18 protein-coding genes and 2 tRNA genes are annotated in these 24,345 nt (G+C 34.2%); 17 read left to right on the forward strand and 3 right to left on the reverse strand.

Annotation, left to right across the window (positions count from 1 at the left end; genetic code table 11):
• From PEPCATONIAE_RS04200 to PEPCATONIAE_RS04275, 17 genes are all read left to right on the forward strand, one after another.
• Positions 1-240 (forward strand): phosphoenolpyruvate hydrolase family protein (locus PEPCATONIAE_RS04200; RefSeq protein WP_138159711.1); only part of this gene is annotated, 240 nt, incomplete at its 5' end.
• Between the two features lie 41 nt (positions 241-281).
• Positions 282-353: a hypothetical protein gene (locus PEPCATONIAE_RS08695; RefSeq protein ID WP_282957733.1), complete on the forward strand. Its 72-nt coding sequence runs from the start codon at positions 282-284 to the stop codon at positions 351-353.
• A gap of 14 nt (positions 354-367) precedes the next feature.
• Positions 368-766: a recombinase family protein gene (locus PEPCATONIAE_RS04205; protein WP_282957730.1), complete on the forward strand. Its 399-nt coding sequence runs from the start codon at positions 368-370 to the stop codon at positions 764-766.
• Between the two features lie 521 nt (positions 767-1,287).
• On the forward strand, positions 1,288-7,344 hold the full coding sequence (locus PEPCATONIAE_RS04210; protein ID WP_138159712.1) for a Rib/alpha-like domain-containing protein: 6,057 nt from the start codon (positions 1,288-1,290) through the stop codon (positions 7,342-7,344).
• 443 nt (positions 7,345-7,787) lie between these two features.
• Positions 7,788-9,803 carry a hypothetical protein gene (locus tag PEPCATONIAE_RS04215; protein WP_138159713.1) on the forward strand — a complete coding sequence of 672 codons (2,016 nt, stop codon included), beginning with the start codon at positions 7,788-7,790 and terminating at the stop codon, positions 9,801-9,803.
• 100 nt (positions 9,804-9,903) lie between these two features.
• The gene (locus PEPCATONIAE_RS04220; RefSeq protein WP_138159714.1) at positions 9,904-12,528 is read left to right on the forward strand and encodes an S-layer homology domain-containing protein; all 2,625 of its coding nucleotides are present in this window, start codon (positions 9,904-9,906) and stop codon (positions 12,526-12,528) included.
• A 173-nt stretch (positions 12,529-12,701) separates the two neighbouring features.
• Complete coding sequence (locus PEPCATONIAE_RS04225) at positions 12,702-13,250, forward strand: LOG family protein (protein WP_138159715.1); 549 nt, start codon at positions 12,702-12,704, stop codon at positions 13,248-13,250.
• A 256-nt stretch (positions 13,251-13,506) separates the two neighbouring features.
• Positions 13,507-14,226, forward strand: coding sequence for a DUF5058 family protein (locus PEPCATONIAE_RS04230; RefSeq protein WP_138159716.1), 720 nt, complete (start codon positions 13,507-13,509; stop codon positions 14,224-14,226).
• A gap of 10 nt (positions 14,227-14,236) precedes the next feature.
• Positions 14,237-14,947, forward strand: coding sequence for a hypothetical protein (locus tag PEPCATONIAE_RS04235; RefSeq protein WP_138159717.1), 711 nt, complete (start codon positions 14,237-14,239; stop codon positions 14,945-14,947).
• Between the two features lie 4 nt (positions 14,948-14,951).
• On the forward strand, positions 14,952-15,875 hold the full coding sequence (gene glsA, locus PEPCATONIAE_RS04240; protein WP_138159718.1) for a glutaminase A: 924 nt from the start codon (positions 14,952-14,954) through the stop codon (positions 15,873-15,875).
• A gap of 14 nt (positions 15,876-15,889) precedes the next feature.
• On the forward strand, positions 15,890-17,326 hold the full coding sequence (locus PEPCATONIAE_RS04245) for an amidohydrolase (RefSeq protein ID WP_138159719.1): 1,437 nt from the start codon (positions 15,890-15,892) through the stop codon (positions 17,324-17,326).
• Positions 17,327-17,530: 204 nt separating this feature from the next.
• A complete protein-coding gene (locus PEPCATONIAE_RS04250; protein WP_138159720.1) occupies positions 17,531-18,262 on the forward strand; it encodes a helix-turn-helix domain-containing protein in 732 nt (243 codons plus the stop codon).
• A gap of 206 nt (positions 18,263-18,468) precedes the next feature.
• On the forward strand, positions 18,469-18,702 hold the full coding sequence (locus PEPCATONIAE_RS04255) for a DUF445 domain-containing protein (RefSeq protein WP_138159721.1): 234 nt from the start codon (positions 18,469-18,471) through the stop codon (positions 18,700-18,702).
• Between the two features lie 96 nt (positions 18,703-18,798).
• A complete protein-coding gene (locus PEPCATONIAE_RS04260) occupies positions 18,799-18,957 on the forward strand; it encodes a hypothetical protein (RefSeq protein WP_180339348.1) in 159 nt (52 codons plus the stop codon).
• A 32-nt stretch (positions 18,958-18,989) separates the two neighbouring features.
• A complete protein-coding gene (locus PEPCATONIAE_RS08770; RefSeq protein ID WP_428842296.1) occupies positions 18,990-19,064 on the forward strand; it encodes a hypothetical protein in 75 nt (24 codons plus the stop codon).
• A 209-nt stretch (positions 19,065-19,273) separates the two neighbouring features.
• Entirely contained in the window at positions 19,274-20,110 is an 837-nt protein-coding gene (locus PEPCATONIAE_RS04270; protein ID WP_138159722.1) for an exodeoxyribonuclease III, read from the forward strand.
• A gap of 189 nt (positions 20,111-20,299) precedes the next feature.
• Positions 20,300-20,386 (forward strand) — tRNA-Leu (locus PEPCATONIAE_RS04275).
• A gap of 174 nt (positions 20,387-20,560) precedes the next feature.
• Here the strand turns inward: PEPCATONIAE_RS04275 and coaE are convergent.
• The 3 genes from coaE to PEPCATONIAE_RS04290 form a co-directional block, all read right to left on the reverse strand.
• Positions 20,561-21,166, reverse strand: coding sequence for a dephospho-CoA kinase (gene coaE / locus PEPCATONIAE_RS04280; RefSeq protein WP_138159723.1), 606 nt, complete (start codon positions 21,164-21,166; stop codon positions 20,561-20,563).
• Positions 21,153-23,813: a DNA polymerase I gene (polA, locus tag PEPCATONIAE_RS04285; RefSeq protein ID WP_428842297.1), complete on the reverse strand. Its 2,661-nt coding sequence runs from the start codon at positions 23,811-23,813 to the stop codon at positions 21,153-21,155. The genes coaE and polA overlap by 14 nt, the downstream gene beginning before the upstream one ends.
• Positions 23,814-24,046: 233 nt before the next feature.
• Positions 24,047-24,133: transfer RNA gene (locus tag PEPCATONIAE_RS04290), tRNA-Leu, on the reverse strand.
• Positions 24,134-24,345 lie beyond the last annotated feature (212 nt).

Consider the following 24,345-nt stretch of genomic DNA (forward strand, 5'->3'; position numbering starts at 1 on the left):
GTTACATTAGATGATTGTTGCGTAAAAATCCGTGAAATTATTGCAGCAGGTAGAGAAGTAAATCCAGACATATTAGTAATTTGTCATGGTGGTCCAATTGCAGATCCAGAAGATGCAGAATATGTAATTAAAAATGTTCCAGAAATTGATGGATTCTTTGGAGCATCATCAATTGAAAGACTTGCGTCAGAAAGAGGAATGACAGCTCAAGCTTCAGCATTTAAAGCAATTGAAAAATAAAAAAAGCATATGTATATACTAGGGTGTCAACTTCAACGCAAGTGGATGGTTACTCTTTAGAAGCACAAGAAAAGCGTATCAAGCAGTATGCAAAAGCTTATGATATAGAATAAATATCTATAAAGACGTGGGAAAATCAGGAACATCGATTATAGGTAGAAATGAATTCATAGCTATTCTTAATGATATAGCAACTGAAAAAGATAAGGTTGATTATGTAATGGTTTTTAAGTTATATCGACTTGGAAGAAATGCAGCGGATGTGTTGCAGTCATTACAAGTCATGGAAAATCATAATGCTAATCCAGTTTGCGTTGATGACAGCCTAGATAGCTATAAGGATTCAGGAAAACTTGTTATAACAGTTCTTTCAGCAGTAGCAAAAATGAAGAGAGAAAATATACTTTCTCAAACAATGGAGGGAAGAAAACAAAAGGCAAGACAAGGAAAAACAATTCTTCCAAACAAGTCTATCCACCTGGACAAGGCTCCCGACCAAGGAATTGTAGTGCCGCATCAAGAATAACCTAACCTCAGAGTAAAATCTGAGGTTTCTTTTTGTCAAAATGTCTTTGTGTAAAAGATAATAGCAGATCATAATCTTACACCTATTCCATGAGAAAGGATTTTTTAAATGTTCTTTGGATTTGTAATTATAGTATGCTAAAAAGAAACATACTTCTGTTTCCGTAGCTATAAAAAATTAGATTTGAAATAAATTAGAATTTGAACTTGAGAATGACGAAATTGCAGAGATAAGAGAAGAAGATGAGGATATTGTTAAGTATTGTGAAGACAACTTAGGCTATTTTATATCCCCTTCTGATTGTCTGGAAACTTGATTGTAAAAGAAAAGTGGAAAAAACATAGACAATGTAAAGCTTAGGTAATAAAAAATAAAGTTTTCCTAAAAAAATGAAAAAAGTTTATGAAAAGCCAAAACCGTATATACTTTGCAGGGGTATCGCAGTAGAATATAGTTAGAGTGACAGACTTGTAAGCAAGACTGCTACAAAACAAATTTAGACAAGAAAGAGAGGAGAGAATATGAAAAGGTTTACTAAAAGGTCTTGGCATAGGTTTCTTAGCCTAGTGTTAGCAATGGCGATGATGTTAACCATTCTACCGGCTAGAATCTTTGCAAAGGAAGAACTAGAGATAGCACCTCCTAAAGTGCCTATAGCCGTAGGAGATCCAGCAACACCAAAAGACACACCAACAAACCCGGGCGCGAACAACGCTGTCCACGGCTTTGTTGGAGTATTAGTTGGAGGGGACGTTAATGCTGATCTGGCAGCAGAAGCAGGTCAACGATTTAAACCCATTGAAGGGGTTAGAGTCTACTTCCAATGGTATGAAGAAACAGGAAATAGGACTTCACCAGTCTATTCCGCACTTTCAGGAGCAGATGGCCAGTTCCATATAGGAATAGCACCCTATGTCGGTGAAGACGGAAAATTAGTAGTGTTCGATGCCGATACAACAGCATCGGCAGGATATGAATCATATAAGATGTGGGTCGATGAATCTACGATTCCGGCTGGATACCAACTCCAATACTCCACCGGTGAAAATGTTGAATTTACAGATAGAAGAGTTGCAGGTGGGGGCTATAACCTTATACCGAACACCCTCGTGAACTATAGAGTTCTTCTATTGGAAAAACAAGACGAAGCCAAGATGCACAAAACCGCGACACCGACAGGTCCACAAATTTATAATATTGGCGATGTCGGACAAGGTGCCGTAAGAGGTAAGGTATCTTGGGACTATGAATCCGCAGGCGGTGTTCAATGGGGTATTGTATCCACACCGACATCCCCGGCAGAAGGTGTAACAGTTACTGCATCCTACCTATCTGACTATGCTTTGAAAAAAATTTACAGTCCCGAAACTGCAACTATGCTTGGGCTTAGAAGCTATAAGGATATCCGTGGTTCAGGATGGACCTTCAAACTTGAAACTCAACTCCAAGACTGGATTGCAACACAAGTAAAAGCTGAAAAGGATAAATGGATTGCAGAAACAGTAAGTGCTGTAACAAATAATGAAGGCGACTACAAGATCCAATTCAAAGGAACTTGGGGGCCAGAAAGAAATGACTACTCTGTAGTTGAAGGCGAAAGAGTAGCCGGAAGATTTTATGCGAAAGACGCTCATAGATGGACTGCAGAAGAAGTAAATCGTCTTGGTACCGTTGCAGATAAGGCTACAGACGGCTCATTCTTAACAGGTGCTGCTAATCATAACGAAAAGCACATCAACACTGACTGGCTCTTTATCTCAACCAAGGACACGGACGGTCTGGTATTAAGAACACCTTGGAACTATAACTGGTACACAGGATCTAACAATGCCTGGGGTATCCACGGTGGCTGGGCTCAATCAGCCTTTGGTGTATCTACCGTTCAACCGGCCAACTCTACAAGAGCGGACTTCAACTTGGCACCGGCAGAAATCAAGTTTAACATTACAAACTTTGACACTCAAGAAAACACTGCCACACCAGGAGATGTAGCGAAGACAGACACAGCCGGACTTCCTCATAAGTTTGCCTCCGATTCCTACAAAATCATCTGGTACGACAAGGATGGAAACAAAATCCAAGAAAGTAAGGCAGCAAAACCTGACGGAACAGGCAAATTGCCGGAATCAACTTTTGATACAAGTAAAGTAAAAGAAACTTCAACTTTTGTAGCGAAACTTTATAGAGTTGACTCAAAGGGAAATCCGGTCCAAGCATTAGCTCAAGATGCTTTTACCGTTAAGATAAACGACAAGATTGGTTCACTTTATGAAAAAGTTGAATTTGATAACGAAGCAACAAAAGATGCAAAATATAAAGCAACAGGTCTTCCAAATGGACTTGTTATTGATCCGGATACAGGAAAAGTATCAGGAATACCGACTGAAGCTGGCAAATTCCCGATAACAGTAACAACTTCCTTAGACGATGAAGCGGGAGCCATCGCCCTAGATAAGGCGGATGAATACATCATTACCGATTCACCATTAAAAGATGGCGCTGTTGATGCTAATTATGATGCAACAATTACACCGATGCCTATTGATGGCTATGCCTTTGAAAACGTAAAGGCGAAGTTCATTGATACAAAAGCTATCGACGGCTTAACCATAAACGGTGATAAGATTACCGGTAAACCAACTGTTAAGGTTGATGCAACACAAGAAGATCCAAACGTAGAAGTAACTTATGATGTCTATAAACTAAGACAAGATGGAACAAAATTCTTGGTTAAAGAAGGACATGTCGACAGGGTGCCTCTTTCAATTAAAGACGGAGAAGCAACAAAATACGAACCTGAATACAAAGAAGCAGAAGGAACAGTAGGAACTCCGGCAACAGTTGCAGCTCCGACCTTTAAAGATAAAAATGGACAAGCAGCAACACCAACAGGAGTAACCTATGAATTAGGTAAAGACGCTCCTAAAGGTGCAGTAGTTAATGCAGACGGTAGTGTAACTTACACACCAACAAAAGAAGATGCAGGAGCAACTGTTACCATTCCGGTAGTAGTAAAATACTCCGACGGAACAAGTGATGATGTAGATGCTACAGTCAAGGTAGCCGATGAACAAAATAAATCCTATGAACCGGAATACACACAAGTAGAAGGAAAAGTTGGCGAAGATGTAACAATTGCAGCTCCAAAATTTAAAGATGGAAATGGAGCAGAAACTACAAAACCTGACGGTGTTAAATTCAAACTAGGTACTAATGCACCTGAAGGCGCAAGCGTAGATGAAAATACTGGTGTAGTAACTTATAAACCAACCGCAGACAAGGCCGGATCAACAGTACAAATCCCTGTTGTTGTAACCTACAAAGATGGATCAACTGACCAAGTAAACGCTCCTATCAAGGTAGGATATGGACAAAATTCAGATTACACACCTGATTATAAGCCAGTTACAGCCCAAGTTGGTCACGAAGTAACAGTAGAAACGCCAAAATATCTGGATAAAGATGGTAAAGACGCTAATCCACAACCAACAGGAATGGCTTATGCATTAGGAGAAGGAGTTAAAGACGGTGTTACTATTGATAAGAATACAGGTGAAATCAAATACACTGCAGTAGACGCTGATAAGAATACTGTAATTGATGTACCGGTAGTAGTAACCTATAAAGATGGTACAGTAGATAATACAACTGCAAAAATCGACGTTCCATCAGATGCTAACTTCTATAACCCACAAGCTGAACCATTAACAACTGAACAAGGAAAAGTTCCAAAGGCAGAAGATGGTGTTAAGTTTACTTACACCCCTCCAACTGATACAAAATACGAATGGGAAGCACAACCAAAGGTAAATGAAGCCGGAGAAACAAGTGGAACAGTTAAGATCACTTATCCAGATGGAACTACAGATACAGTAGAAGTACCGGTAAAAGTAACAGCAAACGCAGAAACAAAAACAATGGTTGACGACTCCGGTAAAAAACCAGTTGATCCCAATGGTGAAAAACAAGGTACCGGTATCGTCGTTACAAACAAAGACGAAGGTACAACCGTTACGGCAAAAGATAAGAATGGTAAGACTGTACCGGCAGAAATCAATCCTGAAACCGGTGAAATAGAAGTAACACCGGGACCAGATGTTGCCAGCCCAATCATTGTTACCGTAACAGATAGTGACCTTGATGGCGGAAAGAAAGATATCGAAGTACCCGTAAGATTAAAGAGCGCAACACCGGTTATCACAGCACCAAAAGCCGGAGATGACACAATCTCAGGTACAGGTGTAGCCGGAGCAAAAATCACCCTAGTAGTAAAAGGTGTAGACGAAGATACACCAATCGCAAAAGATGTAGTAGTAGGACAGGACGGAAAATGGACTGCAGATGTTGCATCCGGCGTAAATTTGGTAGAAAACGATAGAATCGTTGCTACACAAACTGAAGACGGAAAATCTGTATCAGACCCAGCAAGTGTAAGAGTAAAAGCAGCAGATACTACAGCACCAAGAATCAGCAGAATCAGTGATCAAACAGTAGTAGAAGGCAAAGCAATTAAAGACATCACAGTAACAACTGATGATCCAAAAGCTAAGATAACAGTAGAAAGCCTACCAAAGGGTGTAACTTATGATGAAGGATCAGGAAAGATTTCAGGAACACCAACAGTAGACAATTGGGGTAAAACTGAAGAAACTAAAGACTTCTCCGTAACTGTTAATGCAATAGATGAAGCTGGTAATAAATCAAGAGAAACATTTACAATTACAGTTCAAAGAGATACAGATAAAGACGGTATCCCTGATATCTATGACAAAGATGATGATGGTGATGGCGTACCAGACGATGTAGAAAAAGAAAATGGAACAGATCCAAAAGATCCTAATTCAAAACCAGACGAAAAAGATACTACAGCACCAAAAATCACTAGAATCGGCAACCAAACAGTAGTAGAAAAACAACCGATCAAAGAAGTTGAAGTTAAAACAGATGATCCAGAAGCTGAAATAACAGTCGATGGACTTCCAAACGGAGTAACATTTGATAAGGATTCTAAGAAGATTACTGGTAGCCCAGACATTACAGACTGGAACGATACTGACAAAGATAATCCGGAAGAAGTAAGAGACGTTACAGTAACAGTCAAAGCAAAAGACCAAGCTGGTAATGAATCCGAAGAAACATTTATAATCACAGTTCAAAGAGATACAGACGGTGATGGAACACCGGATATCTACGACAAAGATGATGATGGTGATGGCGTACCAGATGTAGATGAAAAGAAAGCCGGCACAGATCCAAAAGATAAGGATTCAAAACCAACAGACAAGCCAACCATTACAAACGGCAAAGCTGAAAACGACCCGGCAAAAACAACAACAACAGTAAGCGGTAAAACAAAACCAAATACTGAAGTAACAATTAAAACACCAGACGGAAAAGAAACTAAAGTAACATCTGATGCAAATGGAGACTTCACAGCAGAAGTACCAAAGCAAGACAACGGTGCGAAAATCACAGTAACACCAGAAGGTGGAGAACCATCAGAATTAACTGTTACAGACAAATTTGGAGAGGATGGTAAAACAACAGTTGACAACTCAAGGCCAACACCAGTAGACCCAACAGATAAAGAACAAGGCACTGGTATTATCATTAAAAACCCAGATGAAGATACAAAAGTTACTGCAAAAGATGAAGATGGAAACGACATTCCAGTTGTTATCAATCCACAAACTGGAGAAATTGAAGTTATTCCGGGAACAAATGTTAATGGACCGATTACAGTAACCGTAGAAGATCCAGATATTCCAGGTGGTAAGACCGATATTATCGTACCTGTAAATGGTCACGAAAATGGAGGAGACGACAACGATAATGAAGAACCAGTAAATCCATGGCCATATGATAGACCAGACGTTCCAGGAATTGTTTGGGGAGGATACTGGTATTTAGGAAACTCTAGTACAACAGAAGAAGTTAAACCAATTGTCACTGGACGTCATATAGCCTTTATTTATGGCTATCCAGACAAGTCTGTCAAACCAGAGGGTATGATTACCAGGTCTGAAGCAGCTGCTATGATTGCTAGGGTTGCTGGTATAGATTGCACAGATATGTCCAAGCCAAACTTTAAGGATACTCCAAGCGACTGGTACAATGGAGTCATTAATGCCATGGTAAAGAGAAACTTAATGTTTGCCGGTAAGGATGGAAACTTCCGCCCTAACGATCCAATCACTAGGGGAGAATTTGCAAGAGCTCTTCTTTATATTGACAAAAAGTCCGACAAGATTGCACCTTTTGCTGACGTTAAGGGACACATCTATGAAGATGCCATTAACCAAGCTTATGGAAATGGCAGGATTGATGGATATCCAGATGGAAGCTTTAAACCCGATGCATTTATCCAAAGATCTGAAGCAGCCAAGATTTTAAATCGCTTTGATGGACGTAAAGTCGATGCTAATGGATTAAGTGAATTTACTTATAGGTTAAACCAATTCACCGACCTACCAAAGAGTCATTGGGCATATTATGAAATTATCGAAGCGGCTAACAACCACGAATACTATCGTATCTATAAAGATAAGATTGATGAAATGTGGTCTAAGCTCTTCTAAAAAGTTTGTAAAATAAAAGAGAACCAAGTCTTAGAGCTTGGTTCTCTTTTTACATATGAAGATTGAGTTTTGAAAAGGCACTGTAGTGGCAGCTTGTCTAGCCCACGAGAAAGTAAGGTTGATTTTCAGAAATCGACGCTATTTCGTATCTAAGGTCAAAGACAAGGAGGTAAGACAATTTAAAAGTAAGATATGCTAGACAAGATTCTAAGAAAGTTTTTGCTGGAGGATACCTTTAGCTTAAGGGATTATAAGGTATATGATAAAGACGGGATTTGATAAAGTATTATAAGTAATATTAGAGCCTCAATAGGGGATCTTTTTCTTTAGACAAGGCCGGATGAATTTATAAATAGAGCTGCAATTAAAAAGAGTAGGGATGTAGCATATATTTTTATGATAATATGATACTATAAAATGATTAAAAATTTGGGAGAGGGAATATGAATGTAAAAAAGCCAATTATAAATATGAGTTTTAATGAAATGATGTATTTATTAACTCTTGAAGGTTATGGGGATAAGTATGTAAAGTTTTTTGAAAAAGCGGCAAGTGGATCACCTGATTTAATTAAAACATGCGAAAGGTTAGCTTATATTTTAGAATTTGTTAAACAAGAGGGTAATTCCTTTGATTTATTAAAGGATATGGTTTATAATAATGAATTTTTTCGGGTTACTACTTATTTAAACTATCACAATGAGTATCTTTCACAAATTGGATTAGGAGATATTGTAATTTACTTTTATATTAAAGGCTTTGAAGACCTTAAAAATAAATATAATCCAATTAGTAAAGATGAATTTAACAAGCAGTTGGGCACAGTTATTGAAGCATTAAGAACTTATCATTTTATTGAGTTAAATGAATTATTAAGAAGAATAAAATATTTTGACAATAAATCATATGAAAAAGATTGGGTTCAATTAGATAATGATGATATTCTAACGAGGGCTGAAATCTATGATGTAAGTAGAATTTATTCTAAAGATGTTATAGAGGCACTAATACTGGTGCATTCTACTGAGAGATATATACAAGATAATACAGAGTTTATTTTAGTAAAAAATTATTTTGCCACAGAAGAATATGAAAGGATCATTAATCTCATAGGAAGACGTGTAAATCCTATGATTGATCCATACTATTTAATCCACGCTCATGCAATGCTGGGTCATGTAAAAGAAGTCGAGAAGCTGTTAGAAGATATGCCTGCATTTAACGAATATAATATTTCTTATACTCTATTAATGCTTGGAAATCATTTGGAGCTTGATAAAGTAGATAATTACGTAAAGGGACTAAAAGATGTAGAAAAAATATATCATAAATTTGAAGACAAGATTCATTGTTATAAAGACCAAGTATATCCAACTAGAGAAAAGAATGAATTCTATTTATTGATGTTTGAATATTTAACATCTTGGCTTTTAGAATTTGATGATATTTCTATAATTAGTAATATATCTAACTCTTATGATGAAGAATTTTATAATTATCTTATGGATAAAAGAAATATATTTCAATTTGCACCGCCAGAAATAAAAAAGGAACTGGATGGCTTTTTTAATTCTCATATGGATAATAATGATAGAAAAAATTTATACATTAAAGCCTGTGAAGAGATGGAAGATTTTTTTATAGAGGATCAAATTAAATTTTTTAAATATTTTTGCAAGCTAAATATCAGCGAGGTAATTTATGAAAAAATCTATAACATAGTTTTTGAGAACTTTAAAAGCATGGATCCTTTAGTGCAAGAGGAGATGAAGACTCTTATTCTTATGGTTTACTTAGACGCAATAGGAAAGAATAAGGAGTTTGAAGAAAAATTCTACAATCTTTTTGATTTTCTAAATATTAAACATGAGGATATTGAAAAGGATAAGACTAGAAAAATAGTCAAGGATGGACTTAGCAATAATGGTAAAAAGGAATATGAGGCAGCTTGTATCCTATATGATATGGCGATTAAAAGTAATTATAAAAATAACGATGCCGGAATGATAGCTATGTCATACTATAGAATTTTAGAAAATGAATCAAATGAAAGGATAGTTAAACCTTTATTAAATTCTTTAGGTGAGCAAGGCTTAGATGAGCTTCTTAATTTACCTCACGAAAAAAAATGGCATGTATTAACAACAAAGTTTAAGGATATTGTCTTAAACAATGATTCCGGCCTTATGTTTGGTAATTTAAGATATCTGTTTAGGATTTTAAAAGATGATTCAAAACTATCAAATGAATTAGAAAAGAATATAAAGCTGCTGCTAACACCCTATGGAATTAGTGAATATGAGAATAAAAGATTTGATGAATGGTATTCTCGAGAAAAGGTGGAAAAGTTTAGAAATCCTCCGGCACATAATAAGTATGTTCACTTTCATATGGCAGAGGAAGCTAAACAATATGTGGAAACTGAATTAGCAAGAATGAAAAAAATGTTTTTGTATTGATAAATCCATTATGACAAATTAGTCTAATACAAAAATAATTATTACTGCGTATGATTTAATAATATCCAAGGGTATTTTTATATTTAAAAAATAGGAGGAATTGAAAATAAAAAGGAAGTTGTGTTTACTTCTTGTTTTGCTAATGTTTATCAACTTAATGCCTTTTAGTGTAGAGGCGACAGGCGAAGATAAAGATGATTTTATTATGGTACCTTTAAGAGAAAGTGGAGAGAGCCAGGTTAATTATCCCTTAACTATTAAAATTTACGATGGACTGGATGAAGATAACAATCCTAAATATAAGGTTAAAACCTTTGATAGTGAAGATGAAGTTTTAGGATACAATTTAAATGGATCAAGGTCTAACTGGGCCTACAAGACCTATAGGACGGTATTTTTCGGTTGGACTACAGCAGGTCCTGACTTAGGAGGAAATATAATTATTCCCGGGACAATAGATTTTTATAGGGATAATGAACCCATATCCTCTGTTAAAAATCTAAGTGAAAACACTATTCTATATCCTATTGACCTTGGAGAAGCCGGAATTTTGGCTCTAGCCGGTTTACTTAAAACTAATGCAGGTAGCTTTAATATAAGCAGATATGATAACCCTGAGGATGTTTTGCCTGATTCGACAATAAAACACAAAAATAATGCAACTACATGGGAAAATACGCCCAATATCGAAAGAAGGGTTACAGCTTACTATGAAGAGGGTAGGGAAAAATATGCAGTAACTTCAAGTGCGGACTTTACTTATTCAGACCTTAGAGTGCCGGCAGCCGCTATAGAAAATCCATTGGGAACAGTTAAATCTGCTAAGGGAATAACTGATTTTTCAGGAGGAGATTCAAATTCACCAAAATCCTATTCTTACGAAGATCTATTAGTGGACTTAGATGAAAATGTAGATGTTAATACTGTTCAAAATAATTGGACCTTTTCAAGCTCCACCTTTATGGTAGCTGCAATTTTAGATGAAAATTATAATGTTTTACCTGCAAGTATTACTCAGCCTAATCATACAAATTTAATAAGTACTTTTTCTTTTAATCTTCCTGAAAATGCTAAGAAATTTATAATAAGAACAGTACCTAGAAATGACATTGGCAATGGAAAATATGATAACGAAGGGTTACCTTCAAATAATATTTTAACTGCTAAAGGATCAGATTTGCAGAGTCCTATGATTTTAAAGACAAATAATTCTCAAAATATAACAGTATCAAAAGAACTTGCTTTAAAACTTGCTAAAGACTCAAATTCGGATTTAAAAGAATTGAATTTTTTCGGTAAAATCGCAGGTAATCTTGCCTTTAATAAATCTCAATATCCACATCCGTTTAATTTATTTGTTCCGAACAATTCTGAAATTAAATTAACTGAAGCATCAAACCATCTTTATATAGATTTTGCAATTCCTCTTGCAAGATTTGATAAAAATACCAAGGATCTTGGAGATTTTGAAGAGCAAAATTTAGGCTACAGTATCTTTGCCCTAAATGGGTCTTTTAAAAATGATGAGTTTAATTTAGACTCGGAACCTAATCTTGATTCTGAAAATCCTGGAGATGCTTTTTATAAGGGATTCGATCTAGGTAAAAAGTATAATATCAACGGAAAAGAATTAGTTTTTAAGGGCTGGAACACAAAAGCTGACGGTAGTGGAGAATTTGTAACAGAGGACAGTCAAGTAACAGCTTCAATGTTAAACCAAAATGGCAACAGTGAAGTCAAAGAAGACATGACCTTATATGCTATATGGGAAAACTCATCTATAAAACTTGAATTTAATGAAAACCATCCAAAGGGTCAAATTAAAAAATATGATTTAAAAGAAGGGGAAGAAGTAGAAAAATATTTTTATAATCCTTCAAGAGAAGGTTATGAATTTATAGGTTGGAATTTAAAATCAGATGGAAGTGGCGATTATTTAATTGGCAATGAAAAAATTTATAATAATACTACTGTCTACGCTATATGGAAAGAAGTTACTTTTGCAGGTTTAACAAATCACCATACACATGGCGAAAACTATTACAGTATTCCTAAGGAGTATGAAATTCACAAGGCCTATATAGAAGGCTATCCTGATTTAACTGTAAAAGCTGAAGGTAATATTACAAGGGCGGAGGCTGCTGCAATGGTTTTAAGATTAGAAAATTCGGACTTTGTAAAGGATTATGGAGTAAAGTTTGATGATGTTGAAGGCAATGCTTGGTATCTTCCTTATGTAAACGAAGCGGTAAAATCTGATATGCTTGTAGCTAATGAAAATAAGCTAAGACCAGATTCACCAATTACGAGAGCGGAATTTGCCAGAATGCTTGCTCCGGTTGATCCAAAAAATGAGGCCATTGCAAAGTTTTCAGATATTAAAGACCATATATACGAAAAAGCGATAAATCAAGCTTATGGCAATATGAGGATAGAAGGTTATAAAGATGGAAGCTTTAGACCTGATTCACCAATTACAAGAGCAGAAATAGTAACTATTTTAAATAGAAAATATAACAGACTTGTAGATGAGAGGGGACTAGTTGAAAGCTATAAGTATCAAGTAGTGAACTTTGTAGACTTGGATAAAAATGATTGGTTCTATTATGAAATACTTGAAGCTTCTAACAGCCATGAATATTTTAGAAGAGGCGATAAGGATTACTTTGGTAGAAATTTTGAAGAATGGACAAAAATTATTGAATCCAAGATAAATAAAAGATAAAAATAAAGATGTATTATAAAAACTCCTGGTTATTTGCTGCCGGGAGTTTTTATAATACAGAGGAGATAAAAGTTAATTAATAAGAGAATTTATAAATGTTATAATTATACGAGAATATTATAGGTTTAATTAAAGTATCTTATCTTTTAAATCATTGGGAAGGAAGTAAGTATATGAACATTACAGTTTATTTAGGTTCAAGAGAAGGCAACGATCCGAATTTTGTCAAGGGTGTTGAGGAGCTTGGCAGCTGGATAGGTTTAAATGGACATACTTTAGTCTATGGAGGATCTAAAACAGGCTTAATGGGAAAGCTTGCCCAAAGTGTTTTAAGGTCAAATGGAAAAGTAATTGGAGTTGAAACACAAAATTTTGTGAATAAGGATTTTCAGTATCATGGTCTTACAAAGCTTATTGTAACAAAAGATATAAAGGAAAGAAGATCTAAAATGATAGAATCAGGACAAGCTTTTATTGCCTTTCCCGGGGGTACGGGAACTTTGGAAGAAATTAGTGAAGTAATGTCTAAGGTTTCCTTAAAAGAGCTAAGAGCTCCATGTATTATTTATAATTTAGATGGATATTATAATAGTCTTAAAGCCTTGCTTGACCATATGGTTGATAAGGGTCTGTCATCAAAGGATAATCAGGAGGGTATTTACTTTGTATCAAGTCTTTATGAAATAGAAAAAATATTAAAAAATTTAAAGAACTATGATTAAGAAAATTAAATAAATTTTAAAACATGAAAAAAGAGAGTTTATACTCTCTTTTTATAAAACATAAAATTATAAGCAGGCTAAAGTTTTTATAAAATTTTATTTTAAAATTATATTGCTTTAACAGAAAGACAATTCTTTTATAAAACTATAATAAAATGTTAAAGTAATGAATATATGGTGTATAATCTATATTGTAATTGTAAAGTAATTATTTACAAAAAGGAATTATATTCTAAAAAGATAAAGGAGTACTTATATGGGTGTAGAGGAATTTTTAAACAGCAAGTTGTTATACATACTTGTATTTATAGGCTTAGGTATTATATTTGCCATGTGTATATTTTTCTTTATGAGGGCAAGATCAAGAGCAAAGGAAATGGGAATTGGGAATGAGGAAATAAAGTCTGTTATAAGAAGCTCAATTATATTTTCAATTGTTCCATCTATTTCTATTATTATAGGACTTATAACCTTAGTTCCTATTTTAGGAGTTCCTTGGCCCTTTTTCAGATTGTCCGTTGTAGGATCTCTTCCCTACGAGCTTATGGCTGCAGACTTAGCTGTAAAGGGAGCTAATTATGCTTCTCTTTCAGATTTTTTGGAAAATGGAAGCCCGGAGGCTGCCGGTGCAATTTTATTTGTTATGAGTATAGCAATAATGGGTGGAATGGTTTTTAATATCGTTGCCTTGAAAAAAATGCATACAGGAGTTGTGAAGGCTGGAAGTAAAGATACTCCTGCAGTAGATCTTGCCTTGTCTGTTCTTGTAATAGGCATGATGAGCGTTTTCGTACCGGCTCAGTTTGTCCAATCTGATATTCATAAATTAACATTACTGGTAAGTGCTATAGTGACTCTTGTTTTATCGAAAATCGCCCTTAAATATAAAATCGGGTGGTTAAACGATTTCGTAATGAGTTTTGCTCTTGTTATAGGAATGATAAGCGCAGTAGTATTTACTAATATTTTAAAATAGGAGGTTAACTATGAAATTAAGTACTTATATGGAAAACACCTACAAATACGGAATAATAGCCACTCTAATAGCCATGGCCATAATGTTGGGGATTCCATTGGCAGTTTGTTTGTACTTCGGTTCAATGCCAAGCTTTTCTTTAGTATCATCTGTTGCAGGAACCTTACTAGCTCTTTATGTTCCTACAGTTATTGCTGAGCAACTAAGTATGATACCTGTTGCGGGAACGACCTGTTATCTTAACTCTATACTTGGTAACGTTATGAATATTAAGTTCCCTTGTTATTTAAGTGCCTTAGATACTGCACAAGCTACTCCGGGAACTGAAAAAGCTGATGTAATAGGTATGATAGCAGTTACAGTTTCAGGTATGGTTACTATGATTATACTTGCTATTGGTGTTTTACTTTTAAAACCTCTTGGACCTGTATTGGAAAACGAAGCTGTTATTACAGGTACTAAATATATTTTGCCCGCCTTATATGGAAGTATGGGTATAACTGCATTTATGGGAACTAAAGCAGGCTCTTATACTGTAAAGAGAAAGCCTCTTGTAGCAATAATTGATTTAATTTTGGTTTTCGGATTTATATTTTTTGTAATGAGTCTTGAAAAAAAAGAAGGCTATGCAATGCTTGTAATGCTTGTTGTTTCAGTCTTAGTAGCTCTTGGACTTTATAAGGCCGGAATAATTAAAATGGAAAAGACAAAAAAGGAATAAGATTATGGATATAAATAAAATTTTAAAGGAAGCTTACGAATATGCTAAACCCTACACAAAAGAGGGAAAGTTGGTGGACTATTTACCTGAGCTCGCTAAGGCGGATATAAACAATTTAGGTGCAGTAGTTATAGATGGAGATGCTAATCTTTATAAAATAGGTGCTTACAATGAAAAGTTCAGCATAATGAGTATTGTAAAGGTGGTTCTTTATTTAATAGTTCTGGAAAATTATAAGGCTGATGAAATAAAAAATTATCTTTTAATGAAAAATACCTATAATCCTTATAACTCTCTTTTAGATTTGGAAAACGGAGAGGGGAAGAAGCCTGTTAACCCCTTTGTAAATGCAGGGGCAATTGTAACAAGTTATTTAATAAATAAAAAATTTGCAGATAAATCCATAGACGTTATTCTCGAAAAAACAAGACAGATAATGAATGATGATAGTATAGATTATTCTCGTGAGATAGTTGATACATCTATGGATAAAGCTGATACTAATTTTGCTCTTGCATACACTTTAAAAAAGAATAAGATTATATCACAAGATACAGATGTATATAATTTGTTAAAGCTTTATTGTATGGCCTGTGCAATTATAATTGATGCGGAAGATCTTGCGGTTTTTTCTTCAGTTTTAGCAAGAGATGGAAAAAATTTAAAGGGCGATCAGGTTATAGAAAGAGACCATGCAAGAATTCTAAGAACCCTAATGGCAACCTGCGGGACATATGATTATTCTATGGAGTTTGCCTTGGAAATAGGTCTTGCTGCAAAAAGTGGCGTGGGAGGAGGAATCCTTGCTGCTAATAGACAAATAGGTATAGGAATTTATAGCCCGGGACTTGATATCCGCGGCAATTCTTTGGCATCTATTGAGTTTTTAAAGTACTTTTCAAAAAAATTGGATTTAAGTATTTATTAATAAGGAGGCATTAATTGAAAAAACTTAATAATAAAGATTTAATCAGCCTTGCTGAAGATATTTGGGACTATGCGGAGTTAAAATTCGAGGAAGAAAAGTCTTCCAAGGCACAAATGGCATTTTTAAAGGATTATGGTTTTGCAATAGAGGATAATTTGGCAGGTATACCTACAGCCTTTAAGGCAGAGTATGAATATGGAAGTGAGGGTCCTTGTTTAGCCATACTTGGAGAATTTGATGCCTTGTCAGGTTTATCGCAAGTTGAAGATTTAACTGAAAGAAAGGAAAAAGCAAAGGGCGCCTGCGGTCATGGCTGTGGTCATCATCTTTTAGGGAGTGGATCAATAGGTGCTGCAATTAATATAAGAAATTATATAGAGGAAAATAAAATTAAGGCTAAGGTTATTTACTTTGGTTGCCCGGCAGAAGAGGGAGGTTCAGCTAAGGCTTTTATGGCAAGAGCCGGAGCTTTTAACGAAGCGGATCTGGCTATAAGCTGGCATCCTTTTAACGGAACAGGAGTATTAACCGGATCAATGCAGGCAAACAAACAAGTTTATGTAAGATTTTACGGTCAAGGGGCCCATGCTGCTTCCAATCCTCAGCTTGGTAGAAGTGCACTTGATGCCTTGGAGCTTGTAAATGTAGGAGTAAACTTTTTAAGAGAGCATATAGAAGATACAGATAGAATACACTACGCAATAACAGATTCAGGAGGAAGCTCCCCCAATGTAGTTCAGCCCTATGCGGAAGGCTTATATTTAATGAGGTCCTTAGATGTAAAGGGCGTTGAAAAGCTTTATGAAAGATTTAAAAAAATTGTTGAAGGGGCAGGTCTAATGACTGAAACAAGGCCTGAAATAGTTTTTGATAAGGCTTGCTCCAATATAGTTCCTAACAGAACCATAGAAGAAATTTTATATCAGGCGCTTTTAGAAGAGGGTCCGGTTAAATATACAGATGAAGATTTAGACTATGCGAAAAAATTTAGAGATATTCTACCTGAAGAGAATCTAAATGCGGAAATGTCTTTAAAGTTTGGAAACCCTATGGACAAACAAAAAGAGTTAAACTATTTAAGGGAGCACCTTCTTTACGACAAGATACTTGATTACTATCATAAAGAAACAGCTATAATGGGCTCATCAGATGTTGGAGATGTGTCAAATGTTATACCAACATCTCAAATAATAGTTGCATGCTTTGCCATAGGTACTGCAGTTCACTCTTGGCAGGAGGTTGCTCAGGGCAAATCATCCTATGCTATAAAGGGAATGCTTAAGGCCGTAGATGTGTTGACTAATGCAGGTAAAAAAATCCTTGACAATCCTGAGCTTATTAAAAAAGCTAAAGAAGAACTGATTAATAGAAGAGGAAAAGAATTTATTTCACCAATTCCTGAAGGCCAACTTCCTTTACAGGTTCAAAAAATGAAAGGTAAAAATAAGTAAAATCTATTTAAATAATGAAAAACATCCCCTGATTAATTATCTTAGGGGATTTTTTATGAAATTTAATAATAGATAAACTTCACAAGGTATGATTTTATTCTACTTAATGAGGTAAACTATAGGTTGAATATAATTTAAACTGCAGGTTTCTTGTAGTTGATTTAAATATTTAATAATATTCCTTTAAAGAAAGGAGAATTTTATATGGACCAAATTGACAAGAAAGATTTTGGAGATTTTATTGCAAGGAAGAGAAAAGAAAAAAATATGACTCAAAAAGACATTTCAGATAAGCTTTTCGTTTCAGTGCAGGCTGTAAGCAAATGGGAAAGAGGCTTGTCATTTCCAGATATAAGTCTACTTATTCCCCTATCAAGGATATTAAATGTAAAGGTTTCAGATCTCTTAAGAGCGGAAGAGGATACAGAAGAAGCTAACGACAAGGTGGAGGATTTAATACAAAAAGTTTTGATAATGGAAGGAAAAGACCCGGAAGAAAAAAGAAAAGAAAGGACAAAGAAAATAACTATATTTTTAATTTCCTTAGGTCTAATTGCAATAGAGTATTATGTTTTTTATAAATATTTAGACTTGGGACCTGAGAATTTTCTTACTGAAATAATATTGGGATTGGCCTTTAGTATAAGCTCCTGGTTATTTTTAGATGAAGTTTTGCCTTCTTATTATGATGAAAATAAAATATCCTTTGTAAGTAACGGCTTTTTCAGAATAAACCTTGTAGGAGTTTACTTTAACAATAATAATTGGAAGGCAATTTTATCTTACCTTAGGTACTGGTCTTTAGCCTCAATGTTCTTTGCACCTTTTTTTAAACTTCTTATAGGATCAGATCTAAGAGGTGGAATGGTATCACTAGTTATTTTCTTAATGAGTATATTTTTGCCGGTCTATATACTAGCTAAAAAATATGAGTAGATAGAATCTTATTGACTATTAACAAAAGTTAATATATTTCTATAACTTTTATATCATCTTATTTGTCTTTAAACTTATATATTTTTTAAAACTTTAAAAAGTTTAGGTCTACTTTATCTAAAAGAAGGATGAAATTTCAAAGGCTTTTTGATAAAATAGGTACGTTGTTTAATTTTTACTACAAAGCTTATTAGAAAAGGTAGATTATGAATATATTTAGATTATTATTTATTGCCCTTATAAGTGGACTTATAGGCTATATTACAAACGTCCTTGCTATTAGGAGGCTTTTTAGGCCCTATAAGAAAGTAAAAATCGGTCCTATATATTTTCAAGGGTTAATCGCCAAAAGAAAAGAAGATATTGCAAAAAGTGTTGCCGATACAGTTACAAGAGATCTTGTAGATAGGGAGGACCTTATAGGTCAGCTTATAAAGTAAGAAGACGAGGAATATTTTACGGAGTATATTTCAAATAGAGTTTCATCTACTGTAATTTAAAAGACGACATTTTTACCGACTCCCATTCAAGAACAATTGGTAAGAAAACTAAATGAAAAGGTTCAAAAAGAGTCTCCTAAGCTATTTAAGGATTTTAAAGATACAGCGGAAAAACAAATAAGAGAAAAGGTGGATCTTGCAGCCCTTATTGAAGAAAAGATTAACAGTTTAAAGGCCCTGATCTTGAAAACTTAGTTATTCAGGTTGCATCAAGGGAGCTTAAGGCTATAGAATGGCTAGGTCTTATTTTAGGCTTTATTATAGGCCTTATTCAAGGTTTAGTGAGCCTATATATCTTGTAATATAATACCAATAATTAAGCACAGGAAATCCTAAAGCTTGTGGAACCCATGGATTTCTTGTGCTTTTTTAACTTAATCAAAAAACTGCAATTATAAATGTATATTAAGAAAAATAGGATAAAATTTACTTGCATAATTAATAAATTTCATTTTATTCAAATAACCTGTATAATTAAAATAGATTAAAGAAAACAATAGGAGTGATATAGATGAAGTTTATTTCGTGGAACATTGACTCTTTAAATGCGGCACTTACGGGAGATTCGCCTCGTGCTCTTATGTCAAGAGATGTTCTTAATACTATAAATGATTATGATGCGGATGTTATTGCCATACAGGAGACTAAGCTTCCGGCTAAGGGACCGAGTAAAAAACACTCTGAGATACTATTTGATATATTTAAAGGATACAAATATGAATGGGTATCTTCTAAAGAGCCTGCACGTAAAGGATATTCAGGTAACATGGTTTTGTATAAAGAAAAATTTGAACCGGTTGTAAGCTATCCTGAAATTAACGCACCGTCTACAATGGATTATGAAGGAAGAATTATAACCTTAGAATTTGACAAGTTCTTTCTAACTCAGGTCTATACACCTAATGCGGGTTCAAAGCTTGAGAGGCTTCCTGACAGACAGGAATGGGATATAAAGTATACTGATTATTTAAAGGATCTTGATAAAATAAAACCTATTATTGCAACAGGGGACTTTAATGTGGCCCATAAGGAAATAGATTTAGCTCACCCTGCAAATAATAGGTTTTCAGCAGGCTTTACTGATGAAGAACGTGCAGGCTTTAGCGAACTTTTAAAAAGCGGTTTTACAGACACCTTCAGATATATTCATGGAGATGTTGAAGGGGTTTATAGTTGGTGGGCGCAAAGGGCAAAAACCAGCAAGATAAATAATTCAGGCTGGAGAATTGATTATTTTCTTGTAAGTGATAGAATTGCCAAAGCAGTTTTAAAATCTGAAATGGTGGATTCAGGACCTAGACAGGATCATGCGCCTATTTATATGGAGCTTGATTTAGATTTAATTTAAAAGTTGAGAAGCTTATAATTTCTTGAATGTATTAAAAATAAAGCCGGAGACTAATGCAGCCTTCGGTTTTTATTTAAACTGAAATTAGATAATTAAAATTTAGAAAGTAAATTTACTTCAAGTGCAAAAACTTGATAAATTTATAGAAGTTTTAAATGACCTTGTGTTATAATACCAGGAGATTGATAAGCGGAAGTGCTGGAATCGGCAGACAGGCATGTTTGAGGGGCATGTGCAAGAAATTGCGTGAGAGTTCAAGTCTCTTCTTCCGCACCATTAATTTATACACGGCCTAAATAAAAATATTAGGCTGTGTTTTTTATAGGTGGTTTGGTAGAGGTCTATTTAAACTTTTCTAATAAAAAAGATTCACATAAGACTGTGAACCCTTTAATTTAAAATAATAAAGTTTTTAATTTTCGCTTATATAGGAGTCGACGTGTATAGTTTTTATTTATTTAAGTTTTTTAGAAACTCTTCAACTTGATTTTCAAGGTTTTGCAAATCTGACTCGTTGTTTATAATTTTATCTGCATATTTCTTTTTTTCATCTATTGAAAGCTGAGACTTAATTTTTATTAGAGCCTCTTCTTCTTTTATCTTATCCCTTTTCATAAGCCTTTTGATTTGAGTGTCCGGGGAGGAGTAAACTAACCAAATCTCGTCATAGCTAAACTCATACTGATCCAAGGTATCTATTAGCTCTATTAAAAGGGGCATATCTACAAAAATTATTTTTTCTTGGGATTTATTAATTAAATAATTAAGCTTTTCAAAAATCCTTTTGTGGGTTATGGAGTTAAGAATGTTAAGTCTATCCTTGCTTTTAAAGACATACTTAGATAAAAGAGATCTTTTAAATTCACCTTTTTTAGAAAAGCTGGTATTAAAGGCGGATTCTATTTCTCTTATTATTTCCTTATCATTAAGAAGATCATGACCGATTTTATCAAGATCAATAACTTCATAGCCCTTGTTTCTGATTAAATTTGCTACAGTTGATTTGCCTGTAGATATGCTTCCTGTAAGGGCGATTATTTTTTTATTTTGTTTCATATAGACTCTTTCCCACTTCCAAGTCAACCTTTAAATCCACATCCATATTAACAGTGGATTCCATAATTTTAATCATTAATTTTTTTACTTCTTCCTTTTCATCTTCCCTTGCATCTACTACAAGCTCATCGTGAATTTGGAGTATGAGTTTTGATTTCATCTTTTTATTTTTAAGCTCTTGATAAATTTTAACCATGGCTATTTTTATAATATCTGCAGCTGACCCTTGTATAGGGGTGTTAATAGCTATTCTTTCTCCAAAAGAACGAATATTATAATTTTTAGCATTAAGTTCAGGTATATATCTTCGCCTGTTTAAAATAGTTTTAGCATAGCCCTTTTCCTTTGCAAGCTCCACTGCTTCAGTCATAAAATTTTTAATCCCTTTGTAGTGGTTAAGGTAGTTATCAATATATTCTCCTGCAACTTTTTTTGGAATGTTAAGGTTTTGTGATAATCCGTAGTCTGAAATTCCATAAACTATTCCGAAGTTAACGGCCTTGGCACGAGAACGTAAAAGGGGAGTAACCTCATCAAAATCCACATGAAAAACTTGAGAGGCTGTTCTTCTGTGAATGTCTTCACCGTTTTTAAAGGCTTCAATCATATCCTTATCCTTAGAAATAGAGGCAAGCACCCTTAATTCAATTTGTGAGTAGTCTGCATCAACTAATTCACAACCTTCAGAGGACATTAAAGCCTTTCTTATAAGTCTGCCTTCTTCGGTCTTAATTGGTATATTTTGAAGGTTGGGCTCAGTTGAAGATATTCTACCTGTAGATGTAACTGTTTGATTAAAGTGAGAGTGAATTCTGCCTGTCTTAGGATTTATTAAGTCCTTAAGTCCTTCAATATAAGTAGATTTAAGTTTTGCAAGCTTTCTATATTCAAGAACGTAGCTTGCAATTTCAGATCTTCCTTGGAGCTTCTCAAGAACATCTGCACTAGTTGAGTAGCCGGTTTTAGTTTTTTTAATTACAGGGAGGTTCATTTTCTCAAATAGAATTTCTCCAAGCTTCTTTGGGGAATTAATATTAAATTCTTCTCCGGATTCCTTATAAATTTTTTCTTCAAGGTCTTTTATATTTTTATCAAGATCTGCACCGATTTCATTGAGAATTGATTCTTCAGTTCGTATTCCGGTAAGTTCCATTGAGCTTAGGACTTCTACAAGGGGTAGCTCAACCTCATAGTAAAGATTGTCCATTTCCTGTTCTTTAATCTTTTCAAGCTGTTTGTCCATAAGCTTATAGACGGTATTAAGATAAAAGGAGAAGTATTTTGCAAGTTCACTGTAGTCAATATCAGAAAACTTTTTTTTCTTTGCGCCTTTACCAAGAAGATCCTCCTCGCTTTTATAACTAAAGGAGAAATATTGATTGGAAAGATTATCTATTTGGTAATCCGACTGGGTTGAGTTTAAAATATATTCGGCAATTATACTGTCATGACTATAATTTTTAATATTTATATCGTAGTAGCTTAAAATTATAAGATCTTCTTTCAGGTCGTGTCCGATTTTTTCAATGTTGTCAGATTCAAAAACATTTTTAAATTTAAGAAGGTCCTTTATGTTTTTAAGGCTAATTAAGCAAGGATCCTTTCCCTTAACCTTTAAGGCAAGGTAAATGGGAGTAACTCCCTCATAGATTTTACCGTCTGTTATAAATTTAAAAGCGAAGGATTTAGCCTCTTCAATTTCTTTAAGAACATTATCTATAGATATATCTCTATACTTTAAATTCTCTTCTGAGGTTTCCTCGATTATTTCCCTTCTGTATTCTTCAGGCAATCTTTTAAGCAGGGTGTTAAATTCAAAATCCCTATACATTTTAGAAAGATTCACATAGTCATATTCCTTTAGCTTAAAATCCTCTAAGCTTTTATCAATAGGAACATTTCTTATTATTGTACCGAGTTTTTTACTCATAAAGGCTTGGGCTTTATTGTCTTCAAGGTTTTCCTTAAGCTTTTTCCCTGACACTTCATCTATGTTATTATAAAGATTCTCCATAGTTTTAAATTCATGTAAAAGCTTTAAGGCGGTTTTTTCACCTACACCAGGCACTCCCGGAATATTATCTGAAGAGTCACCCATAAGGCCTTTAAGGTCAATTAGTTGGTCAGGACTAAGGTCATAATCTTCTCTTATACTATCTTCAGTAATAATATCCATGTCGGTAATACCTTTTTTAGTAAAAAGGACCTGAGTGTTTTTGTCCACCAGTTGAAAATAATCTCTGTCTCCAGTTAGAAGAATTGCATCCAAGTTTTCCTCTACTGCAATTTTTGCAAGACTTCCGGCTATATCGTCAGCCTCATATATGGGAGATTCCAAAAAATTTATATTCATTACCTTAAGAATTTCGCGGACTATTGGAAACTGTTGTTCAAGTTCGGTTGGTGTCTTTTGTCTCGTGCCCTTGTAGTCCTTATATATGTCTGATCTGAAGGTTTTGCCCTTCATATCAAAGCAGGTTACTATGTAGTCAGGTTTAATTTTATCAATGGCATTCTCAAGCATGGATATAAATCCGTAAATAGCATTTGTATATAAGCCCTTTTTAGTTTTTAAAAGAGGAAGGGCATAAAAAGCTCTGAAAAATAATGAAGATCCGTCTATAATTAATATTTTTTCCTTCAAGATTATCACTCCTTGTAAAACTATTATACTATAAGTTAAAAATATTTCCCTAGAGCTATACTTCTACTTATAAAATTTTTACTTACAAAGCGTTAAGATATTGGGAGTTTAATAATCTATATGTAAGTAAAAAACTAATTTTATATTGGAGCATAAAATAAAAAAGAACTTATTAATATTAATAAGCTCTTTTTTTCATCTTTAACTAAATTTAAAAAGGTGTGTAAAAATGATCTTGGTGCCAAAGGCGGGACTTGAACCCGCACGATGTTGCCATCGCCAGATTTTGAGTCTGGTACGTCTGCCAATTCCGTCACTTTGGCAAAGTGTTCTTATATAATTTAACATTTACTTTATAATAAATCAATAATTTTTTATTAATAATTAAGAGATAAGCTTAAGTTAAGAGATTTAATCTTAATAAATAGACTTGTATTTCCAAGATTGCGTCTAATATATGACTAAAAATTTTAAAAAAGAATAATAAAATATGAGTTTTTTTGTTTATTTTGAATGGTTTTATGATAAAGTGTTA

This window comes from Peptoniphilus catoniae (genome assembly GCF_901447155.2).
Taxonomy (GTDB): Bacteria; Bacillota; Clostridia; order Tissierellales; family Peptoniphilaceae; genus Peptoniphilus_E; species Peptoniphilus_E catoniae.

Coding starts and splice junctions, on each gene's coding strand:
- PEPCATONIAE_RS04210 (WP_138159712.1), top strand. CDS start 1,288: ATGAAAAGGTTTACTAAAAGGTCTTGGCATAGGTTTCTTAGCCTAGTG.
- PEPCATONIAE_RS04215 (WP_138159713.1), top strand. CDS start 7,788: ATGAATGTAAAAAAGCCAATTATAAATATGAGTTTTAATGAAATGATG.
- PEPCATONIAE_RS04225 (WP_138159715.1), top strand. CDS start 12,702: ATGAACATTACAGTTTATTTAGGTTCAAGAGAAGGCAACGATCCGAAT.
- PEPCATONIAE_RS04230 (WP_138159716.1), top strand. CDS start 13,507: ATGGGTGTAGAGGAATTTTTAAACAGCAAGTTGTTATACATACTTGTA.
- PEPCATONIAE_RS04235 (WP_138159717.1), top strand. CDS start 14,237: ATGAAATTAAGTACTTATATGGAAAACACCTACAAATACGGAATAATA.
- glsA (WP_138159718.1), top strand. CDS start 14,952: ATGGATATAAATAAAATTTTAAAGGAAGCTTACGAATATGCTAAACCC.
- PEPCATONIAE_RS04250 (WP_138159720.1), top strand. CDS start 17,531: ATGGACCAAATTGACAAGAAAGATTTTGGAGATTTTATTGCAAGGAAG.
- PEPCATONIAE_RS04255 (WP_138159721.1), top strand. CDS start 18,469: ATGAATATATTTAGATTATTATTTATTGCCCTTATAAGTGGACTTATA.
- PEPCATONIAE_RS04270 (WP_138159722.1), top strand. CDS start 19,274: ATGAAGTTTATTTCGTGGAACATTGACTCTTTAAATGCGGCACTTACG.
- coaE (WP_138159723.1), bottom strand. CDS start 21,166: ATGAAACAAAATAAAAAAATAATCGCCCTTACAGGAAGCATATCTACA.